At 59.7% G+C, this 15,813-nt stretch carries 11 protein-coding genes and 3 pseudogenes; 10 read left to right on the top strand and 4 right to left on the bottom strand.

From position 1 onward, the window contains the following. Window positions 1–204: 204 nt before the first annotated feature. The 7 genes and pseudogenes from DXA70_RS08940 (at window position 205) to DXA70_RS08910 (ending at window position 6,622) form a co-directional block, all read left to right on the top strand. Window positions 205–1,527, top strand: coding sequence for an RnfABCDGE type electron transport complex subunit C (locus DXA70_RS08940; protein WP_022256332.1), 1,323 nt, complete (start codon window positions 205–207; stop codon window positions 1,525–1,527). Continuing rightward, a complete protein-coding gene (locus DXA70_RS08935; RefSeq protein WP_022256333.1) occupies window positions 1,527–2,486 on the top strand; it encodes an RnfABCDGE type electron transport complex subunit D in 960 nt (319 codons plus the stop codon). The genes DXA70_RS08940 and DXA70_RS08935 overlap by 1 nt, the downstream gene beginning before the upstream one ends. After that, a complete protein-coding gene (locus tag DXA70_RS08930; RefSeq protein ID WP_128118258.1) occupies window positions 2,483–3,028 on the top strand; it encodes an FMN-binding protein in 546 nt (181 codons plus the stop codon). The genes DXA70_RS08935 and DXA70_RS08930 overlap by 4 nt, the downstream gene beginning before the upstream one ends. A gap of 16 nt (window positions 3,029–3,044) precedes the next feature. Then, window positions 3,045–3,709, top strand: a pseudogene (locus DXA70_RS08925) (electron transport complex subunit E). A 1-nt stretch (window position 3,710) separates the two neighbouring features. Next, the gene (locus tag DXA70_RS08920) at window positions 3,711–4,343 is read left to right on the top strand and encodes an Rnf-Nqr domain containing protein (protein WP_022256336.1); all 633 of its coding nucleotides are present in this window, start codon (window positions 3,711–3,713) and stop codon (window positions 4,341–4,343) included. Between the two features lie 16 nt (window positions 4,344–4,359). Beyond that, window positions 4,360–5,250 (top strand): RnfABCDGE type electron transport complex subunit B, encoded by an 891-nt coding sequence (locus DXA70_RS08915; protein ID WP_128118257.1) that lies wholly within the window; start codon window positions 4,360–4,362, stop codon window positions 5,248–5,250. Window positions 5,251–5,470: 220 nt separating this feature from the next. After that, window positions 5,471–6,622: an MFS transporter gene (locus DXA70_RS08910; RefSeq protein ID WP_128118256.1), complete on the top strand. Its 1,152-nt coding sequence runs from the start codon at window positions 5,471–5,473 to the stop codon at window positions 6,620–6,622. Window positions 6,623–6,666: 44 nt separating this feature from the next. Here the strand turns inward: DXA70_RS08910 and DXA70_RS08905 are convergent, their stop codons facing one another. Continuing rightward, window positions 6,667–7,290 carry an epoxyqueuosine reductase QueH gene (locus DXA70_RS08905; protein ID WP_128118255.1) on the bottom strand — a complete coding sequence of 208 codons (624 nt, stop codon included), beginning with the start codon at window positions 7,288–7,290 and terminating at the stop codon, window positions 6,667–6,669. Between the two features lie 99 nt (window positions 7,291–7,389). Here DXA70_RS08905 and DXA70_RS08900 point away from each other — a divergent pair, with 99 nt between their 5' ends. The 3 genes and pseudogenes from DXA70_RS08900 to DXA70_RS08890 all read left to right on the top strand — a co-directional run bounded on the left by DXA70_RS08900 (window position 7,390) and on the right by DXA70_RS08890 (window position 10,123). Next, complete coding sequence (locus DXA70_RS08900; protein ID WP_022256820.1) at window positions 7,390–7,593, top strand: DUF896 domain-containing protein; 204 nt, start codon at window positions 7,390–7,392, stop codon at window positions 7,591–7,593. 298 nt (window positions 7,594–7,891) lie between these two features. Next, a pseudogene (locus DXA70_RS08895) lies at window positions 7,892–9,172 on the top strand (adenylosuccinate synthase); the annotation flags it as partial. Window positions 9,173–9,223: 51 nt separating this feature from the next. Next, the gene (locus DXA70_RS08890; protein ID WP_022256818.1) at window positions 9,224–10,123 is read left to right on the top strand and encodes a DegV family protein; all 900 of its coding nucleotides are present in this window, start codon (window positions 9,224–9,226) and stop codon (window positions 10,121–10,123) included. 62 nt (window positions 10,124–10,185) lie between these two features. Here DXA70_RS08890 and DXA70_RS08885 read toward each other — a convergent pair whose 3' ends face one another. The 3 genes and pseudogenes from DXA70_RS08885 to tig all read right to left on the bottom strand — a co-directional run bounded on the left by DXA70_RS08885 (window position 10,186) and on the right by tig (window position 15,752). Further along, a complete protein-coding gene (locus tag DXA70_RS08885) occupies window positions 10,186–11,502 on the bottom strand; it encodes a hemolysin family protein (RefSeq protein WP_128118254.1) in 1,317 nt (438 codons plus the stop codon). Window positions 11,503–11,758: 256 nt separating this feature from the next. Continuing rightward, window positions 11,759–14,370 (bottom strand): annotated as a pseudogene (gene clpB, locus DXA70_RS08880) (ATP-dependent chaperone ClpB). 239 nt (window positions 14,371–14,609) lie between these two features. Then, on the bottom strand, window positions 14,610–15,752 hold the full coding sequence (gene tig / locus DXA70_RS08875) for a trigger factor (RefSeq protein ID WP_243001262.1): 1,143 nt from the start codon (window positions 15,750–15,752) through the stop codon (window positions 14,610–14,612). Window positions 15,753–15,813: the final 61 nt, after the last annotated feature.

Genomic DNA, 15,813 nt, shown 5'->3' with positions numbered 1-15,813 from the left:
GTACCGAAAAAATTGGAAGTTAGCTATAACTAATCGTCAAAAATAGCAAAGAAAATTAAGGAATTCGCATCATTTTGGGGGAGTTATCGTTGACTTCCGACGCCAAAATGATACAATAAGTGTGTTAAGCAGCTGCTGTCCCTGTACCAGTGCGCCTGCATGGGCGTGGGGATGGCAATTCAAGCAGAATGGGGGATTTATTCCATGTTGAACAAGCTGAAACGTGCGGCGCTTGGCGCGCATACGCCGCATGACAAGGCAACCGCTGCAAGCAAGCCTGTCCCGATGCCTCTGCCCGCGCAGGTACGCATCCTCATGAGCCAGCACATTGGTGCTCCGGCAAAGGCTCTGGTGAAAAAGGGCGACGAAGTGTTTGTGGGCACCAAGATCGGTGAGGCAGGCGGCTTTGTCTCTGCCAATATCCACTCCAGTGTCTCCGGCACCGTTGCTGCCGTGGAGCCGTACCGCCTGAGCAATGGCCGTATGTGCGACTCGGTGGTCATCAAGACGGATGGCAAGCAGACTGTTGACCCGGCCGTCCAGGCACCGGAAGTGACCGATAAGGCCAGCTTCCTGGCTGCTGTGCGGGAGTGCGGTCTGGTTGGTCTGGGCGGCGCGGGCTTCCCGACCGACGTCAAGCTGCAGCCCAAAGACCCGGTGGACACCCTGCTGATCAACGCTTCCGAGTGCGAAGTGTGGCTGACCAGCGATACCCAGGAGATGCTGCTGTGTGCCGACGATATCATCCGCGGCATCCAGGCTGTCCTGAAGTATGTCGGCATCCCGAAGTGCGTCATCGGCATTGAGAACAACAAGCCTGAGTGCATCGACCTGCTGTGCCAGAAGACCAAGGACACGCCCGAGATCGAAGTCAAGCCTCTGCCCAGTGTCTATGGCACCGGTGCGGAGCTGATCCTGATCGAGAAGTGCCTGGGCCGCGAGGTGCCGCACGGCGGCCTGCCCGCGGCTGCTGGCGCCATCGTCATGAACGTGACCAGTGTGTCCAGCCTGGGCAAGTATCTGGCTACCGGTATGCCGGTGGTCAGCCGCTGCATCACCGTGGACGGCGATGCCTGCGCAAACCCGCAGAACCTGATCGTCCCGGTCGGTACTTCTTATGAAGACGTGCTGAACGCCGCCGGCCTCAAGCCTGGCGTGACGCTGGGCAAGGTGGTTGCCGGCGGTGCCATGATGGGCCCCGCTGTCAAGGACCTGAGCTACCCCACCACCAAGACCACTTCCGGCCTCATCATGCTGAGCGACGTGGCCGCACAGCCCCCGCAGGTCAACCCCTGCATCCGCTGCGGCCGCTGCGTGGAGTACTGCCCCATGGGTCTGGAGCCCGTGGAGGTCAACCAGGCTTACGCTGCCCGTGATGTCCAGACGCTGGGCAAGCTGCATGTGGATTACTGCTTCAACTGCGGTTCCTGCACGTTTGTCTGCCCGGCCAAGCGTCCCTGCACCCAGATGATGGGCCTGGCAAAGGCATTCTACCTTGGTGAAATCAAAAAAGGAGGCAATAAGTAATGGATACGAAGCTTATTGTTTCGGCCTCCCCGCACCTGCGCTCCGAGGAGACGACCACCGGCCTGATGGCCAACGTGATCGTCGCTCTGGTGCCCTGCGTGGTGGCCTCTGCGATCATTTTTGGTCTGCGTGCTCTGCTGGTCACGGCCGTGTCCGTGGTTGCCAGCGTGGCCTTTGAGTGGCTGTACTGCAAGCTGCTCAAGAAGCCCAATCCCGTCGGCGATCTGTCCGCTGTGGTCACGGGCATCATCCTTGCCCTGAACGTCCCCGTGGGGATGCCCATTGGCGAGCTCATCGTGGGCGATTTCGTCGCCATCATCGTGGTCAAGCAGCTGTTCGGCGGCATCGGCATGAACTTTGCCAACCCCGCTCTGGTAGGCCGTATCTTCCTGTTCATCAGCTTTGCCGGCGAGATGAACACCTGGGTCTACCCGGATGCGGCCGTGGATCAGCTCTCCAGCGCTACCCCGCTGAAAGTGGCTGACCCCTCCAAGCTGAGCCTGCTGGACCTGTTCATGGGCGTGCACGGCGGTGTTCTGGGCGAGACCTGCGCTCTGGCCATCGTGCTGGGCCTGATCTACCTGGTAGCCACCAAGACCATTAGCGCTGCCATCCCCGCTTCTTACATCGGCAGCATGTTCATTTTCTACCTGATCTCTACCCGCAGCCTGCACGGCGCGCTGGTCGGCGTTCTGTCCGGCGGCCTGCTGTTTGGTGCTGTGTACATGGCAACCGACTACGTCACCAGCCCGTTCACCCTCAAGGGCAAGCTGGTCTATGGCGTGGCGCTGGGCATTGTCACCTTTGCGATCCGTGAGTGGGGCAGCTACGCCGAGGGCGTGTCTTTCGCGCTGCTGTTCATGAACCTGTGGGTCCCGTACATCAATGACCTGACCCGTCAGACTCCGTATGGCTATATCAAACCCGCAAAACCTGCAAAGGAGGCTGCTGGCAAATGAATAAGACTACTTGGGAGAGCACGGTAAAGCCCGTTGTTGTGCTGAGCGTGATCTCGTTGGTCGTCAGCCTGCTGCTGGCGGTCGTTAACTCCATGACCGCTCCGGTCATCGCGGAAAACGAGCGTGCAACCACCCTGGCTGCTTACGTTGACGTGATGCCCTCTGTTTCCGACGCAAGCACCCTGGAAGAGATGAGCGGCTACACCACCGCAAACGTCTCCGGTGCTGTCAAGGCTGAGGATGGCAGCATGGCCATCAAGGCCGGCGAGTCCGGTTTCGACGGCGGCGTCCTGACCGTTATCATGGGCTTTGATGCCGAGGGCAAGGTCACCGGTATCTGGGTGGATGCTTCCACGCAGACCAGCGGCATCGGCTCCAATGTGGCCAAGGCCGACTATCTGGCTCAGTTCAACGGCATGGACGGTACCCAGAATATCGTCATGAACCAGGACTTTGACGCCTACAGCGGCGCTACCATTTCGTCCACGGCTCTGTTTGCAGCCATCAACGACTGCATCAGCTGCTACAATGAGCTGGCATAAAGGAGGTTGGTAAGAAATGGCATCTGAAAAGAATTCCAAGGTAAGCATCCTTACCAACGGTATCATCAAAGAAAACCCCGTTCTGCGTCTGGTTCTGGGCACCTGCTCCTGCCTGGCTGTTACCACGGCAGTTTCCAGCGCGCTGGGCATGGGTGCAGCTTTCACGTTCGTGCTGGTCTGCGCCAATATCCTGATCTCGCTGCTGCGCAACGTGATCCCCGCAAAAGTCCATCTGCCCTGCTACATCGTTATCATCGCAGGCTTCGTGACCATCGTCCAGATGTTCATGCACGCCTACATGGTCAGCCTGTACAATGCACTGGGCGTCTTCCTGCCCCTGATCGTTGTTAACTGCATCATCCTGGGCCGTGCCGAGATGTTCGCCTGCAAGAACAATGTGGTCGATTCCGCACTGGACGGCATTGGCATGGGCATCGGCTACACCCTGACCGTTGTGCTGATGGCTACGTTCCGTGAGGTTCTGGGCAGCGGCACCTGGCTGGCTTCCAGATCCTGCCCGAGTCTTTCGCCAAGATCAGCATTATGACCCAGGCTCCCGGCGCGTTCTTCTGCTACGGCGTCCTGATGGCCGGCTGTGTCTGGCTGGAGGGCAAGCTGGATGCACGGATCGAGCGCAAGAGCTGCTGTGACATCGACAACCTGAAGAAGGAGGCGGAATAAGATGCTCGTCAAACTCGCTGCAATCTTCTTCAGCATGATCCTTGTCAACAACTACGTGCTGGTGAAGTTCTATGGTATCTGCCCGTTCCTGGGCGTTTCCAAGAAGCTGGACTCCGCCGTTGGTATGTCCGGCGCTGTTATCTTCGTCATGTTCATGGCTACCGCCGTGACGTTCCCCATCCAGATCTTCGTTCTGGACCCGGCTGGCCTGAGCTACCTGCAGACCATCGTCTTCATCCTGGTCATCGCGGTTCTGGTCCAGTTCATTGAGATCTTCCTCAAGAAGTACATTGTGGCCCTGTACAACTCCCTGGGCGTTTACCTGCCCCTGATCACCACCAACTGCTGCGTGCTGGCTGTCACCATTCTGGTCGTCGGCGATTACGGCGCGGATGTGGAGAGCCTGGGCTTTGGCATCGCTTACATCGAGGCCCTGATCTGCGCCATCGGTGCAGGCGTCGGCTTCATGCTGGCCATGGTCATGTTCAGCGGCGTGCGCAAGCGCGTGGAAGCCTGCGATCCCCCGGCTCCCTTTAAGGGCCTGCCCATCACCCTGCTGGCTGCCGCGATCACCAGCCTGTCTTTCATGGGTTTCGGCGGCCTCGTCGAGAACCTGTTTAATGTGACGCTGTAAGGGAGGAGACAGAACTATGAATATTGCATCGGCTGTTATCCTCTGTACCATCGTGGGCGCCGTTGGCGCGATCATTCTGGTCGCGGCGGCCAAGTTCATGGCGGTTGAGGAAGATCCTCGTATTGAAGAAGTTGCCGCCTGCCTGGCAGGCGCAAACTGCGGCGGCTGCGGTTACGCAGGCTGCTCTGATTACGCAAAGGCTGTCGTCATGGACGGCGTTGCCTGCGACAAGTGCGCACCCGGCGGCCCCAAGGCTGCTGCTGCCATTGCCAAGATCATGGGCGGCGAGGCAAGCGCTGTGGAGAAAAAGGCTGTGGTTCAGTGCCAGGGCAACTCCGAGCACTGCAAGCCCGCTTATGATTACACCGGCATCCAGACCTGCGCGGCTGCCGCCAACCTGTACGGCGGCCCCAAGACCTGCACGTTCGCCTGCATCGGCCTGGGCGACTGCACCAAGGTCTGTAAGTTTGACGCCATCCACATTGTGGACGGCGTGGCCAAGGTGGATAAGGACAAGTGCACCGGCTGCGGTGCCTGCGCCAACATCTGCCCCAAGCATGTTATTATGATCGACGCTGGCGGCCCCCGCAAGCCTGTGGTCATGTGCTCCAACCAGGATAAGGGCCCTGTGGCCATGAAAGCCTGCACGACCTCCTGCATTGCCTGCGGCATGTGCGAGCGTACCTGCAAGTTTGATGCCATCCATGTTGTGGACGGTGTGGCCCGTGTGGATTATGACAAGTGCAAGGGCTGCGGTATGTGTGCCCAGAAGTGCCCGAAGAAGATCATCCTCTTCCCGCTGAAGGACAATCCGTATCCCCCGGAGCCCAAGAAGCCCGCTGCTGCTCCTGCAGCAGCTCCCGCTCCCAAGGCTGAGGAGAAGCCCGCTGCTGAAAAGGCAGAATAAGCAAACCAGTAAAAAGAGGGACGAACCCTGTAGGGTCCGCCCCTCTTTTTTGCGCCTGTTTTGGCGGGGTGCGTTCCGCGTGGGATCTCTCTTCAACGAGCCGCGTCCTGCGGCAAATTTCCTGCAGGAGCACCTGTAAATTCAAAAAGCGGATTGCATTTGCCCAAAACTGTGGTTAAATAAAAAAGAGTAACAAAAACAGGACGAGGAGCAAACGGCCATGGAACAGCAACCCCAAAACACCCGCCTGCGCAATGCGGGCTTCCTCACATTCTTTTTCAGCGGGATCTGCGCCATTTCCAGCGGTGTGGTGGTCAGCCTGTTGCAGGAGAAATACGGCTTTGCCTATGGCATGACGGGCACTCTGCTCGCCCTGATGAGCATTGGCAACCTGCTGGCGGGTTTCCTGACCGGCGTGCTGCCCGGGGTGCTGGGCTTCAAGCCCAGTGTCCTGCTGCTGACCACGGGCTATGCGCTGGGCTATGGGATGATGGGCCTCTCCGGCGCGGAGCTGCTGTTGAGTGTCTCGTTCTTCCTGGTGGGCATCGCCAAGGGCAGCGCCATGAACGCCTGCACCATCCTGGTCAGCGACAACTCCGCCGACCGCACCCGGGGCATGAACCTGATGCACAGCTGCTACGCCTGCGGCGCGCTGCTCTGCCCGTTCCTCATTGCAGCGGCGGGCCGGGTGAGCACCGGGCTGGCCCTGCTGGTGCTGGCGGCGCTGGGCGTCCTCGTCTGGTTCATCTATCTCACCACCCCCATGGACGGGCAGGGGAGCACCAAAAGCAAAACCGGCAAGGAGAAGATCGACTGGAGCTTTCTGCACTCCGTGCAGTTCTGGCTGCTGACAGGCCTGCTCTTCTGCCAGAACGCGGCCGAGCAGAGCGTCACGGGCTGGATGGTCACCTACTTCAAGGGCAGCGGCATCATTACCGGCGCGCTGGCGGCCTATACCGTCACGGTCATGTGGGGTGCCACTCTGGTGGCCCGGCTCCTCATCGCGTTCGTCTTCCCGTTCAAACAGCCCCGCAAGGCCATGGTGGTCATGGGGGTGGGCTGCACCATCTTTTATTTCTTCCTCATGCAGGCCCACACGCAGGGGGCAGCCATCCTGTTGCTGTTCGCCTTTGCCTTTGCCATGGCGGGCATGAACCCCACGGCTGTGGCCAGCGCCGGTAAGATGACCAGCGTGACCAGCATGGGCATCATGCTCCCGGCGGCGTCCAGCGGTGCCATCCTCATGCCCTGGATCATTGGCCGGGTGGCAGAGCGCGCGGGCCTTGCCGTGGGCATGGCCTGTAACATCGTGCCCTGCATCGGCCTTGTCATCTTTGCCATTCTGGTGGCACGGATGCCGGAAGAAAACTAAGGCGGCAAAACAAAAACGTCCATCCGTCAGGGTGGACGTTTTTGTTATAGCCCGCGGGCCCGGGCGCTGAACTCACACCCGCAGTAATCCTGCCGGTAGAGGCCGTATTCCTCCGAGAGCTGCAAACTGCGCAGGTAGCCGTTGTGCTTTTTGAAATCCGAGGGCAGGTGCTTTACACCGAACTCTTCTTCCAGCTGCTGGCCGATCTCGTTAATCCGCCTGGCGTCCTTATGGGGGCTGATGGAGAGGGTGGTGGTGAACCAGTCGAACCCGTGCTCGGCGGCATACTGGGCCGCCCGGCGCATCCGCAGCCGGTAACAGACGGTGCACCGGCTGCCCCGCTCGGGCTCCTGTTCCAGCCCCTGCACGGCGGTGTAGAACTCCTGCGGGTCGTAGTGGTCTTCCACCACCGTTACCCCCAGCGGGTGGGCGGCGGCCACGAACTTTTTCAGCTCCTCGCCCCGGCGGTAGTATTCCTCCGCGGGCCAGGTATTGGGGTTATAGTAGAGGACAGTGATCTCAAAATACTGGCACAGCTGTTCCAGCACGGCGCTGGAGCAGGGCCCGCAGCAGGCGTGGAGCAGAAGCTTTGGCCGGGCGGGGGCCAATGTTTTCAACACTTCGTCCATCTGCTGTGCAAAATTCAACTGCTTTGACATGGGTTTCATCCTTTGGTATACTGGATTAAACCTCTCCGTCACCCAGCGGGGCGCCTGAGAGGCTATGCTAATTATATCACACTTTCCGATAAAATACAGGAGTACACCATGACGAATGAGAAAATTGCCCGCATCAACGAGCTGGCACACAAAAGCAAGACCACGGGCCTGACGGAGGCCGAAAAAGCCGAGCAGCAGGCCCTGCGCCGGGAGTACCTGGACGACATCAAGGCCAGCCTCCGCGCCCAGCTGAACAACACCTCCATCCAGGAGCCGGACGGCACCATCCATAAGCTGGCAAAGAAAGACTGATTTCCTCTATTTGGCTCCCCTGCTAGGGGAGCTGGACGCGCCAGAGCGCGGCCTGAGAGGTTGAATTTCTGATAAAATCAGGTACTACCCAGACAAAAGGGGGTGCAGAGAGGGAAAAGTCGTACAAAAGCGGCTTTCCCTCTTTTTTCGGTTGCGCAATCGTGCTATAATATACTTGAGCTGTTGCGGTCTGCCGGGCGCGGGCGGCACGGCCAAATGTTGTTTCCAAGGTGGCGTATCCCGGGCAAGGTGCACGGAAAAGGCTGTCTTTTGAAAAATTACAAAGAGGTCATTTATTATGCTTACTGCAATTACGGGTATCAACTGGGGCGATGAGGCAAGGGCCGCATGGTCGATCTGATCAGCCAGGAGTACGACATTGTCGCGCGCTATCAGGCGGCAACAACGCCGGCCATACCGTGAAGAACGAGCGCGGTAAATTTGTGCTGAATCTGCTGCCTTCCGGCATTCTCCGCCCCAACGTCGTCTGCGTTATGGGCAACGGCATGGTCATCGACCCGCACCATCTGGCGGGCGAGATCGAGAGCCTGCGCAAGCAGGGTGTCGAGATCAGCCCCGCCAACCTGAAGATCTCCGACCGTGCGACCATCACCATGCCCTACCATGTGGAGCAGGATGGTCTGGAAGAGGCACGCCTGTCCAAGACCGGCGCGCAGTTCGGTTCCACCAAGCGCGGCATTGCTTACGCTTACGGCGATAAGTACATGAAGAAGACCCTCCGCATGGGCGACCTGCTCCATCTGGACGACTCTGTCAAGAAGCGCCTGGTCACCATGGTGGATTCCAAGAACCTGGTGATGGAGGGCAGCTACAACGCCGCTCCTATCAGCGTGGATGAGATGTGGGCATGGCTGGAGCAGTATGCAGCCATCTTCAAGGATTATATCTGCGATGTGGGCCAGTACCTGGCTGATGCGGACGCCGCCGGCAAGAAAGTGCTGTTTGAGGCACAGCTGGGCGCTCTGCGTGACATCGACTTCGGCATCTACCCCTACACCACCTCCTCCAACGTCATCGGCGCTTACGCACCCATCGGTGCCGGCATCCCGGGCCACAAGCTGCACAACTCCATCGGCGTGATGAAAGCTTACTCCTCCTGCGTCGGCGACGGCCCCTTTACCGCGGAGCTGGCGATGACCGAGGAAGAGAAGCACGCCCTGCGTGAGGCCGGCCACGAGTATGGCGCTGCCACCGGCCGTCCCCGCCGCGTGGGCCCCATCGACCTGGTGGCAAGCCGCTACGGCGTCTTCTGCCAGGGCTGCGATGAAGTGGCTCTGACCCTGCTGGACGTGCTGGACTACATGGAGAAGATCCCCATGGTCACCGCTTACAAGCTGAGCGATGGCACTACCACCACCCGTTTCCCCATGGGCGAGGCACTGGATACCGCACAGCCCGTGGTGGAGTATCTGCCGGCTGGCACTGCGATATCACCGCAGCCCGCAAGTGGGAGGACCTGCCCCAGGAGGCCCGTGACTATGTGGAGTGCCTGGAAAAGGCTGTGGGCTGCAAGATCACCTATATCTCGGTCGGCGCGGAGCGTGAGGCTTATATCCACACGTGGTCTGAGCCACGGGGCGTTTATCCGGAACAAAGGAAGCGTGCGTTTATGTTTGATATCATTACCGACAGTGCCTGTGACTGGACCCCGGAAAAGGCAAAGCAGTACAATGTGGAAGTTGTGCCGTTCTATGTCTCGCTGGATGGCGAGCATTACCGCAAGGAGGGCAAGGAGATCGCGGTGCGGGATTTCTACCAGTTCATGGTAGATAACCCCTCCGCTTACCCCAAGACCAGCCTGCCCTCGCTGGAGGACTTTGAGCAGATCTTCCGCCGCCAGGCCGAAGCAGGCCGCCCCACCCTCTGCCTGTGCTTTACCAGCAAGATGAGCGGCTGTGTGGGCAGCGCCCGCAACGCCCGGGAGCTGGTGCTGGAGGATTACCCCGATGCAAAGATCGAGGTGATGGACTCCACGGCGGCCACCGTGACGGAATCGGAAATGGTGGAAAACGCGGTGGCCATGCGGGACGCAGGCTGCACGCTGGAAGAGGCTGTGGTCTGGCTGAGCGCCGAGCGCGTCACCAACCAGATCTTCTTCACCGTGGGCAACCTGGATTATCTCATCAAGGGCGGCCGCATCGGCAAGGTGACGGGCCGCGCGGCCAATATCCTGGGCATCAAGCCCATGATCCTCTTCAAAGAGGGCGAGATCTTCTCCGGCGGCATGGCACGCGGCCGCCAGAAGAGCTTTGAAAAGGCGCTGGAGCAGCTGATGGCTTATCTCGACAGCAACAACGCAAACCCGGACGACTACTGCGTCACCGTGGGCTATGGCTACGATGAGGAAGAGGGCAAGCGGCTCTGGATGCAGACCCGCGCCGCCCTGCTGGCCAGGTACCCGGGCAGCGCTTGTGAGGTAGAGCTGCTGCAGATCGGCTGCACCATCGCAGTGCACACCGGCCCCTATGCACTGGGCATGGGCGTTATGCGTCGTTGGAAAAAGCAGTAACCGTTTCAAACGCAATAGAACACAAAACCCCTGAGACGCAGCCGCGTCTCAGGGGTTTTTGCTTAATTGTGGTTTTGCAGGTGGCGGGAGGTCAGCCATTTTTCCCGGTCATGGTCGTCCTCTTTCTCCGCCGGGGCGGGGATGGGGGTGAACCGCACCTCGGTCACGCGGCGCTTGGCCGTGCGGGTGACCACGCCGTTGAAATTGTCCAGCGTGAAATGGTCGCCCACCTTAGGCAGGTGGCAGGTCTTTTCCTGCACCAGACCGTTGACGGTGTTGGAATCAATGTCCTCGTCCTCGGGCAGGCCCAGTGTCTCGTAGAGGTCATCCACGCTGGCAGAGCCGGACACCAGCCAGCTGCCGTCCGACTGCTGGCGGAAGTCCTCGGTCACCTCGTCGTGCTCATCCCAGATCTCGCCCACCAGCTCCTCGAGGATGTCTTCCAGGGTGATGATGCCCTCGGTGCCGCCGTACTCGTCCACGACGACCGCCATGTGGTGGTGCTGCTCCCGCAGGGTGCGCAGCAGCTGGGAGATCTGGGTGGAACCCGTGGTATACAGGGTGGGTGCGATGAGGTCTTCCACGGTGGTGGCTTTTTTGAGCCGGGCCAGGTAGAAGTCCTTTTCATGTACCACGCCAATGATGTTGTCGATGGTATCATGATAGACGGGCAGGCGGGAATAACCGGATTCCGCAAAGGTCTGGGCCAGCTCTTCCAGCGAGATGTTGTCCTCCACGGCCACCACGTCCACACGGGGGGTCAGGATCTCTTCCACCTCCACGTCGTCGAACTCAATGGCGCTGCGGATGAGCTGGCTCTCGCGGTCGGTCAACTCGCCGTCATTTTCGGCCTCACTCACCATGGTCATGAGCTCACCCTCGGTGATGGTATCTTCCTCACGGCTGTGGATGAACTTGCCCAGCAGCTTTTTCCACTGGGTAAACAGCCAGGTCAGCGGGGTAAAGAGGAGCAGCAGCAGGTTGAGCACCGGGGACACTGCCGTGGCAATGGTCTCCGGCATCTCCTTGGCCAGGCTCTTGGGCGTTACCTCGCCAAAGATCAGCACCACGATGGTGAGCACGATGGTGGAGACTGTCGCGCCCCGCTCCTGCCCCAGCATCTGGGTAAACAGGATGGTGCCGATGGAAGCGGCGGCAATGTTGACGATATTGTTGCCGATGAGGATGGTGGAGAGCAGCTTGTCGTATTTTTCCGACATGGCCAGCACCCGGGCGGCGGCCGTGTCGCCGTCCTCCGCGCGGCTTTTCAGACGGATCTGGTTCAGGGAAGAGAATGCGGTCTCGGAGGCGGAGAAAAAGGCGGAGAATGCCACCAGGATCACCAGCGCTACCAAGAGCGTAATACTGCCATCGTCCATAATAAAGGGAAATCACACTCAACTTTCTGTTTGATATTTTCTAGCCCAAACGGGCACGCAGCGGATGACGGGGCAGTTTCCCCGCCGGTGGCGGGAAAACTGCTTCCAGGCTGCTGATACTAAAAATGTGCTTCCCACCGTGACTGTTCCGCGATGAAAAGCACATGTTCAAAGATTATAATATCATATTCAGTCCCCCGGTGCAAGCGTTACCACCTGTCCGTGGGAACAAAATAGGTAAAATCTAAGGAAAATTTCAGCGTAGAGTCAGGGCATTGCCGTCATAATCCACCGTCAGGGTAGCGCCCTCGGCGTAGCTGCCCCGGATGATGGCCTTGGCGATGAGGGTCTCCACCCGGCTCTGGATGAACCGCTTGATGGGCCGCGCGCCATAGACGCTGTCGTAGGCGGAATCAATGATGAAGTCCTTGGCGGCGGTGGTCACGTCCAGCTTGAGGTGCTTGCCCTCATCCATGCGGCGGCGCAGGTCGTCCAGCTGCAGGTCCACGATGCTCCGCATCTCGTCCTTGGTCAGGCTCTTGTAGTAGACGATCTCGTCCAGACGGTTGAGGAACTCGGGGCGGAACTTGCTCTTGAGCAGGGCGTCGATCTGATGCTTTGCCTCGTCGCTCAGCTCGTTGGAGCCGTTGGCGCGGCGCTGCTCCAGATCGTTCAGGATGATGTCGCTGCCCAGGTTGGAGGTCAGGATGATGACCGTGTTCTTGAAGTCCACGGTACGGCCCTGGCTGTCGGTGATGCGGCCATCGTCCAGCACCTGCAGCAGGATGTTGAAGACGTCGGGGTGGGCTTTTTCCACCTCATCAAACAGCACCACGCTGTAGGGCTTGCGGCGGACGGCCTCGGTCAGCTGGCCGCCCTCTTCATAACCGACGTATCCCGGAGGCGCGCCGATCAGGCGGCTGACGCTGAACTTCTCCATATATTCGGTCATGTCGATCCGCACCATGTTGCGTTCATCGTCAAACAGGGCCTGTGCCAGCGCTTTGGCCAGCTCGGTCTTGCCCACGCCGGTGGGGCCCAGGAACAGAAAGCTGCCGATGGGGCGGTTGGGGTTGGCGATGCCGGCGCGGCTGCGCAGGATGGCCTCGCTCACCTTGGTCACGGCCTCATTCTGGCCGATGACCCGTTTGTGGAGCACATCGTCCAGATGCAGCAGCTTCTCGCGCTCGCCCTCCACCAGCTTCTCCACGGGGATGCCGGTCCAGCGGGCCACGATGCGGGCGATCTCCTCGTCGGTCACACGGTCACGCAGCAGGCTGTCCTCTTTCTTCTCGTTGGCCAGCTTCTCTTCGGCTTCCAGCTGTTTCTGCAGCTCGGGCAGCTTGCCGTATTTCAGCTCGGCGGCCTTGTTCAGGTCGTACTCACGCTGGGCTTTCTCAATGGCGGCATTGGTCTGCTCGATCTGCTCGCGCAGGGTCTGCACTTTGCCGATGGCGTTCTTCTCGTTCTCCCACTTTGCTTTCATGCTGCGGAACTGATCCTGCAGCTCGGCCAGCTCTTTTTCCAGCTCTTTCAGGCGGCTCTGGCTCAGGGCATCCGTCTCCTTTTTCAGGCTGACCTGCTCGATCTGCAGCTGGGTGATGCGGTGGGCCAGATCATCCATCTCGCTGGGCATACTGTCCATCTCGGTCTTGATCATGGCGCAGGCCTCATCCACCAGGTCAATGGCCTTATCGGGGAGGAAGCGGTCGGTGATATAGCGGTCAGAGAGGGTAGCGGCGGCGATCAGGCGTTATCGCTGATCTTGACGCCATGGAACACTTCGTACCGCTCTTTCAGGCCGCGCAGGATGGAGATGGTGTCTTCCACTGTGGGCTCATCCACCTGCACCGGCTGGAAACGGCGCTCCAGGGCGGGGTCTTTCTCGATATACTGGCGGTACTCGTCCAGCGTGGTGGCACCAATGCAGTGCAGCTCGCCGCGGGCCAGCATGGGCTTGAGCAGGTTGCCCGCGTCCATGGCACCATCGGTCTTGCCGGCACCCACGATGGTGTGCAGCTCATCAATGAAGAGGATGATCTTGCCCTCACTCTTCTTGACTTCGTTCAGCACGCTCTTCAGGCGCTCCTCAAACTCGCCGCGGTATTTTGCACCGGCCACCAGAGCGCCCATGTCCAGGCTGAACACGGTGCGGTCTTTCAGGTTCTCGGGCACATCGCCGCGGACGATCCGCTCGGCCAGACCCTCTGCAATGGCGGTCTTGCCGACGCCCGGCTCACCGATGAGGCAGGGGTTGTTTTTCGTCTTACGGGACAGGATGCGGATGACGTTCCGGATCTCCTGGTCACGGCCGATGACGGGGTCCAGCTTCTGCTTGCGGGCCAGATCCACCAGGTCCTGGCCGTACTTCTGCAGGGCGTTGTAGGTGTCCTCGGGGTTGTCGTTGGTGACACGCTGGTTGCCGCGCACGGCGGTCAGCTGCTGCAGGAACTTATCCTTGGTGATGCTGAACGCCCGCAGCAGCTCGCTGACGTTCTGAGTGGGCTCATCCAGGATGCCGAGGAACACATGCTCGACGCTGACGTAATCGTCTTTCATGGCCTTGGCTTCCCGGGCAGCGGCGCTCAGGACCTTATCCGTTGCCTGCGAGATATAGACCTTGTCGGGGTCACGGCCGGAGCCGGACACCCGGGGCATGGCAGAGAGCTTTTCCGCCACAGCGGCGGAGAAGCTGCCCGCGTCCACATTCAGCTTTTGGAGCAGCTGCGGGATCAGGCCCTGCTCCTGGGTGGCCAGTGCATGGAGCAGGTGCTCCGGCTCCATGGCGTTGTGCTGGTACTCCACCGCCAGCTGCTGGGCAGCCTGCAGTGCTTCCAGTGTCTTCTGGGTATATTGATTGGTATTCATAGAATCGACCTCCATTCATACCGGAAGTTGGTTTTTAAATGAGATTTATCAAACAAGATTGAACTTTGCTAATTCTGTATTAGCACTCTATCTGTTTGACTGCTAAAAATATACTCCAAACAACCCACTTTGTCAATAGGGCGGAAGAAGCTGAGCGGAGAATTCACAAAAAGTTTGCAAATAAAAACACTCTCCCGGCAGCAGGAGAGTGCAGAATGCTGGAAAAGAACGCGGGAAAATTATTTTACCTGCGCGCCGGTGGTCAGGGCGTCGGTCACGGTATCCATCATGGCAATCATGGTGCAGTAGTTGGCTCCGTAGGTGTCCGTGTAGGTGGAGTAGGCGTCGATCTGCTCCTGGGTGGGGGCCAGATCCATGGCCTCGGCCACAGCCTGGTAGAGCAGGGCCTCTTTTGCGTAGGACTCAATGCTGTCGGCCATGGCGGCCAGCATGGCATCGGCGCTGTCATAGCCCAGCATGGACTGGACGAACGTGTCCAGATCGTAGCCATAGTACTGGGCCATCTTATCATAGTAGTTGAGGCACTGGGTCACCTGGTAATCGGTCACGGCCTTGGGCACCTCGCTGAACGTGGCGTTGTCCATCAGGTAATCCATGACGGCGGTGTTGAGGTTGGAGGTGTAAAGCTGCTGCTGGCAGAACGCCCGCAGGGCCTCCACGCTGTGCAGGTCGTTGCTGGTGCCAAGGGTCTCGTCCACCCAGGCATCGGTCAGCTCCGGCAGGACCTCCTCCTCAATGGAGTTCAGGGTGACAGAGAAGACCGCCTGCTTGCCGCTGAGCACCAGCGCGTTGCCGTCGGCATCGGTGGAGTCGCGGTAGCCGTCCGGGAACGTGACGGTCACGTCAAAGGTCTCGCCGGGCTTGTGGCCAACGATCTGGTCCTCAAAGCCGTCGATGAAAGAGCCGCTGCCCAGCGTCAGGCTGTAGCCCGTGTAGGTGCCGCCGGTAAAGGCCACGCCGTCCACGGTGCCGGCGTAATCAATGTTGACGGTGTCGCCGTTGGCCGCGGCACGGTCGGTCACGTCCTGGGTGGTGGAGTTCTGGCTGAGCAGGCTGTCGATCTGGGCCTGCACGTCCTCGCTGGTGGGCTCTACGTCGGCACGCTGGACCGGGATGGAAGCGTAATCCTCCGGCAGGGTGACATAATCCAGTGCCCGGATGCCCTCCCAGTAGCCGTTTTCATCCAGACCATCGCTGTAAGTGAAGTTCTGGTAATCGTAATCCGCCGCGGAGCCCAGAACGCTGCTGGCGGCCTCGCTGGAAGCGGAAGAAGAGCTGTCGGACTTGCTGCAGCCTGCCGCGCCCAGAGCCAGAGCTCCGGCGCAGACCAGACAGAGCGCCTTGGTGATGCTACGTTTCAAAAGAATACCTCCTGTTGGAATGCCGGGGAGCCCCGGCGGTGCGCAAATCAAACATGCTCTA

Source organism: Faecalibacterium sp. OF04-11AC, assembly GCF_003460645.1.
GTDB classification, from domain to species: domain Bacteria; phylum Bacillota; class Clostridia; order Oscillospirales; family Ruminococcaceae; genus Faecalibacterium; species Faecalibacterium prausnitzii_I.
The sequence above is the reverse complement of the archived record's forward strand: the minus strand, read 5'-3'. Positions and strand labels throughout refer to the sequence as shown.

Coding starts and splice junctions, on each gene's coding strand:
- DXA70_RS08940 (WP_022256332.1), top strand. CDS start 205: ATGTTGAACAAGCTGAAACGTGCGGCGCTTGGCGCGCATACGCCGCAT.
- DXA70_RS08935 (WP_022256333.1), top strand. CDS start 1,527: ATGGATACGAAGCTTATTGTTTCGGCCTCCCCGCACCTGCGCTCCGAG.
- DXA70_RS08930 (WP_128118258.1), top strand. CDS start 2,483: ATGAATAAGACTACTTGGGAGAGCACGGTAAAGCCCGTTGTTGTGCTG.
- DXA70_RS08920 (WP_022256336.1), top strand. CDS start 3,711: ATGCTCGTCAAACTCGCTGCAATCTTCTTCAGCATGATCCTTGTCAAC.
- DXA70_RS08915 (WP_128118257.1), top strand. CDS start 4,360: ATGAATATTGCATCGGCTGTTATCCTCTGTACCATCGTGGGCGCCGTT.
- DXA70_RS08910 (WP_128118256.1), top strand. CDS start 5,471: ATGGAACAGCAACCCCAAAACACCCGCCTGCGCAATGCGGGCTTCCTC.
- DXA70_RS08905 (WP_128118255.1), bottom strand. CDS start 7,290: ATGAAACCCATGTCAAAGCAGTTGAATTTTGCACAGCAGATGGACGAA.
- DXA70_RS08900 (WP_022256820.1), top strand. CDS start 7,390: ATGACGAATGAGAAAATTGCCCGCATCAACGAGCTGGCACACAAAAGC.
- DXA70_RS08890 (WP_022256818.1), top strand. CDS start 9,224: ATGTTTGATATCATTACCGACAGTGCCTGTGACTGGACCCCGGAAAAG.
- DXA70_RS08885 (WP_128118254.1), bottom strand. CDS start 11,502: ATGGACGATGGCAGTATTACGCTCTTGGTAGCGCTGGTGATCCTGGTG.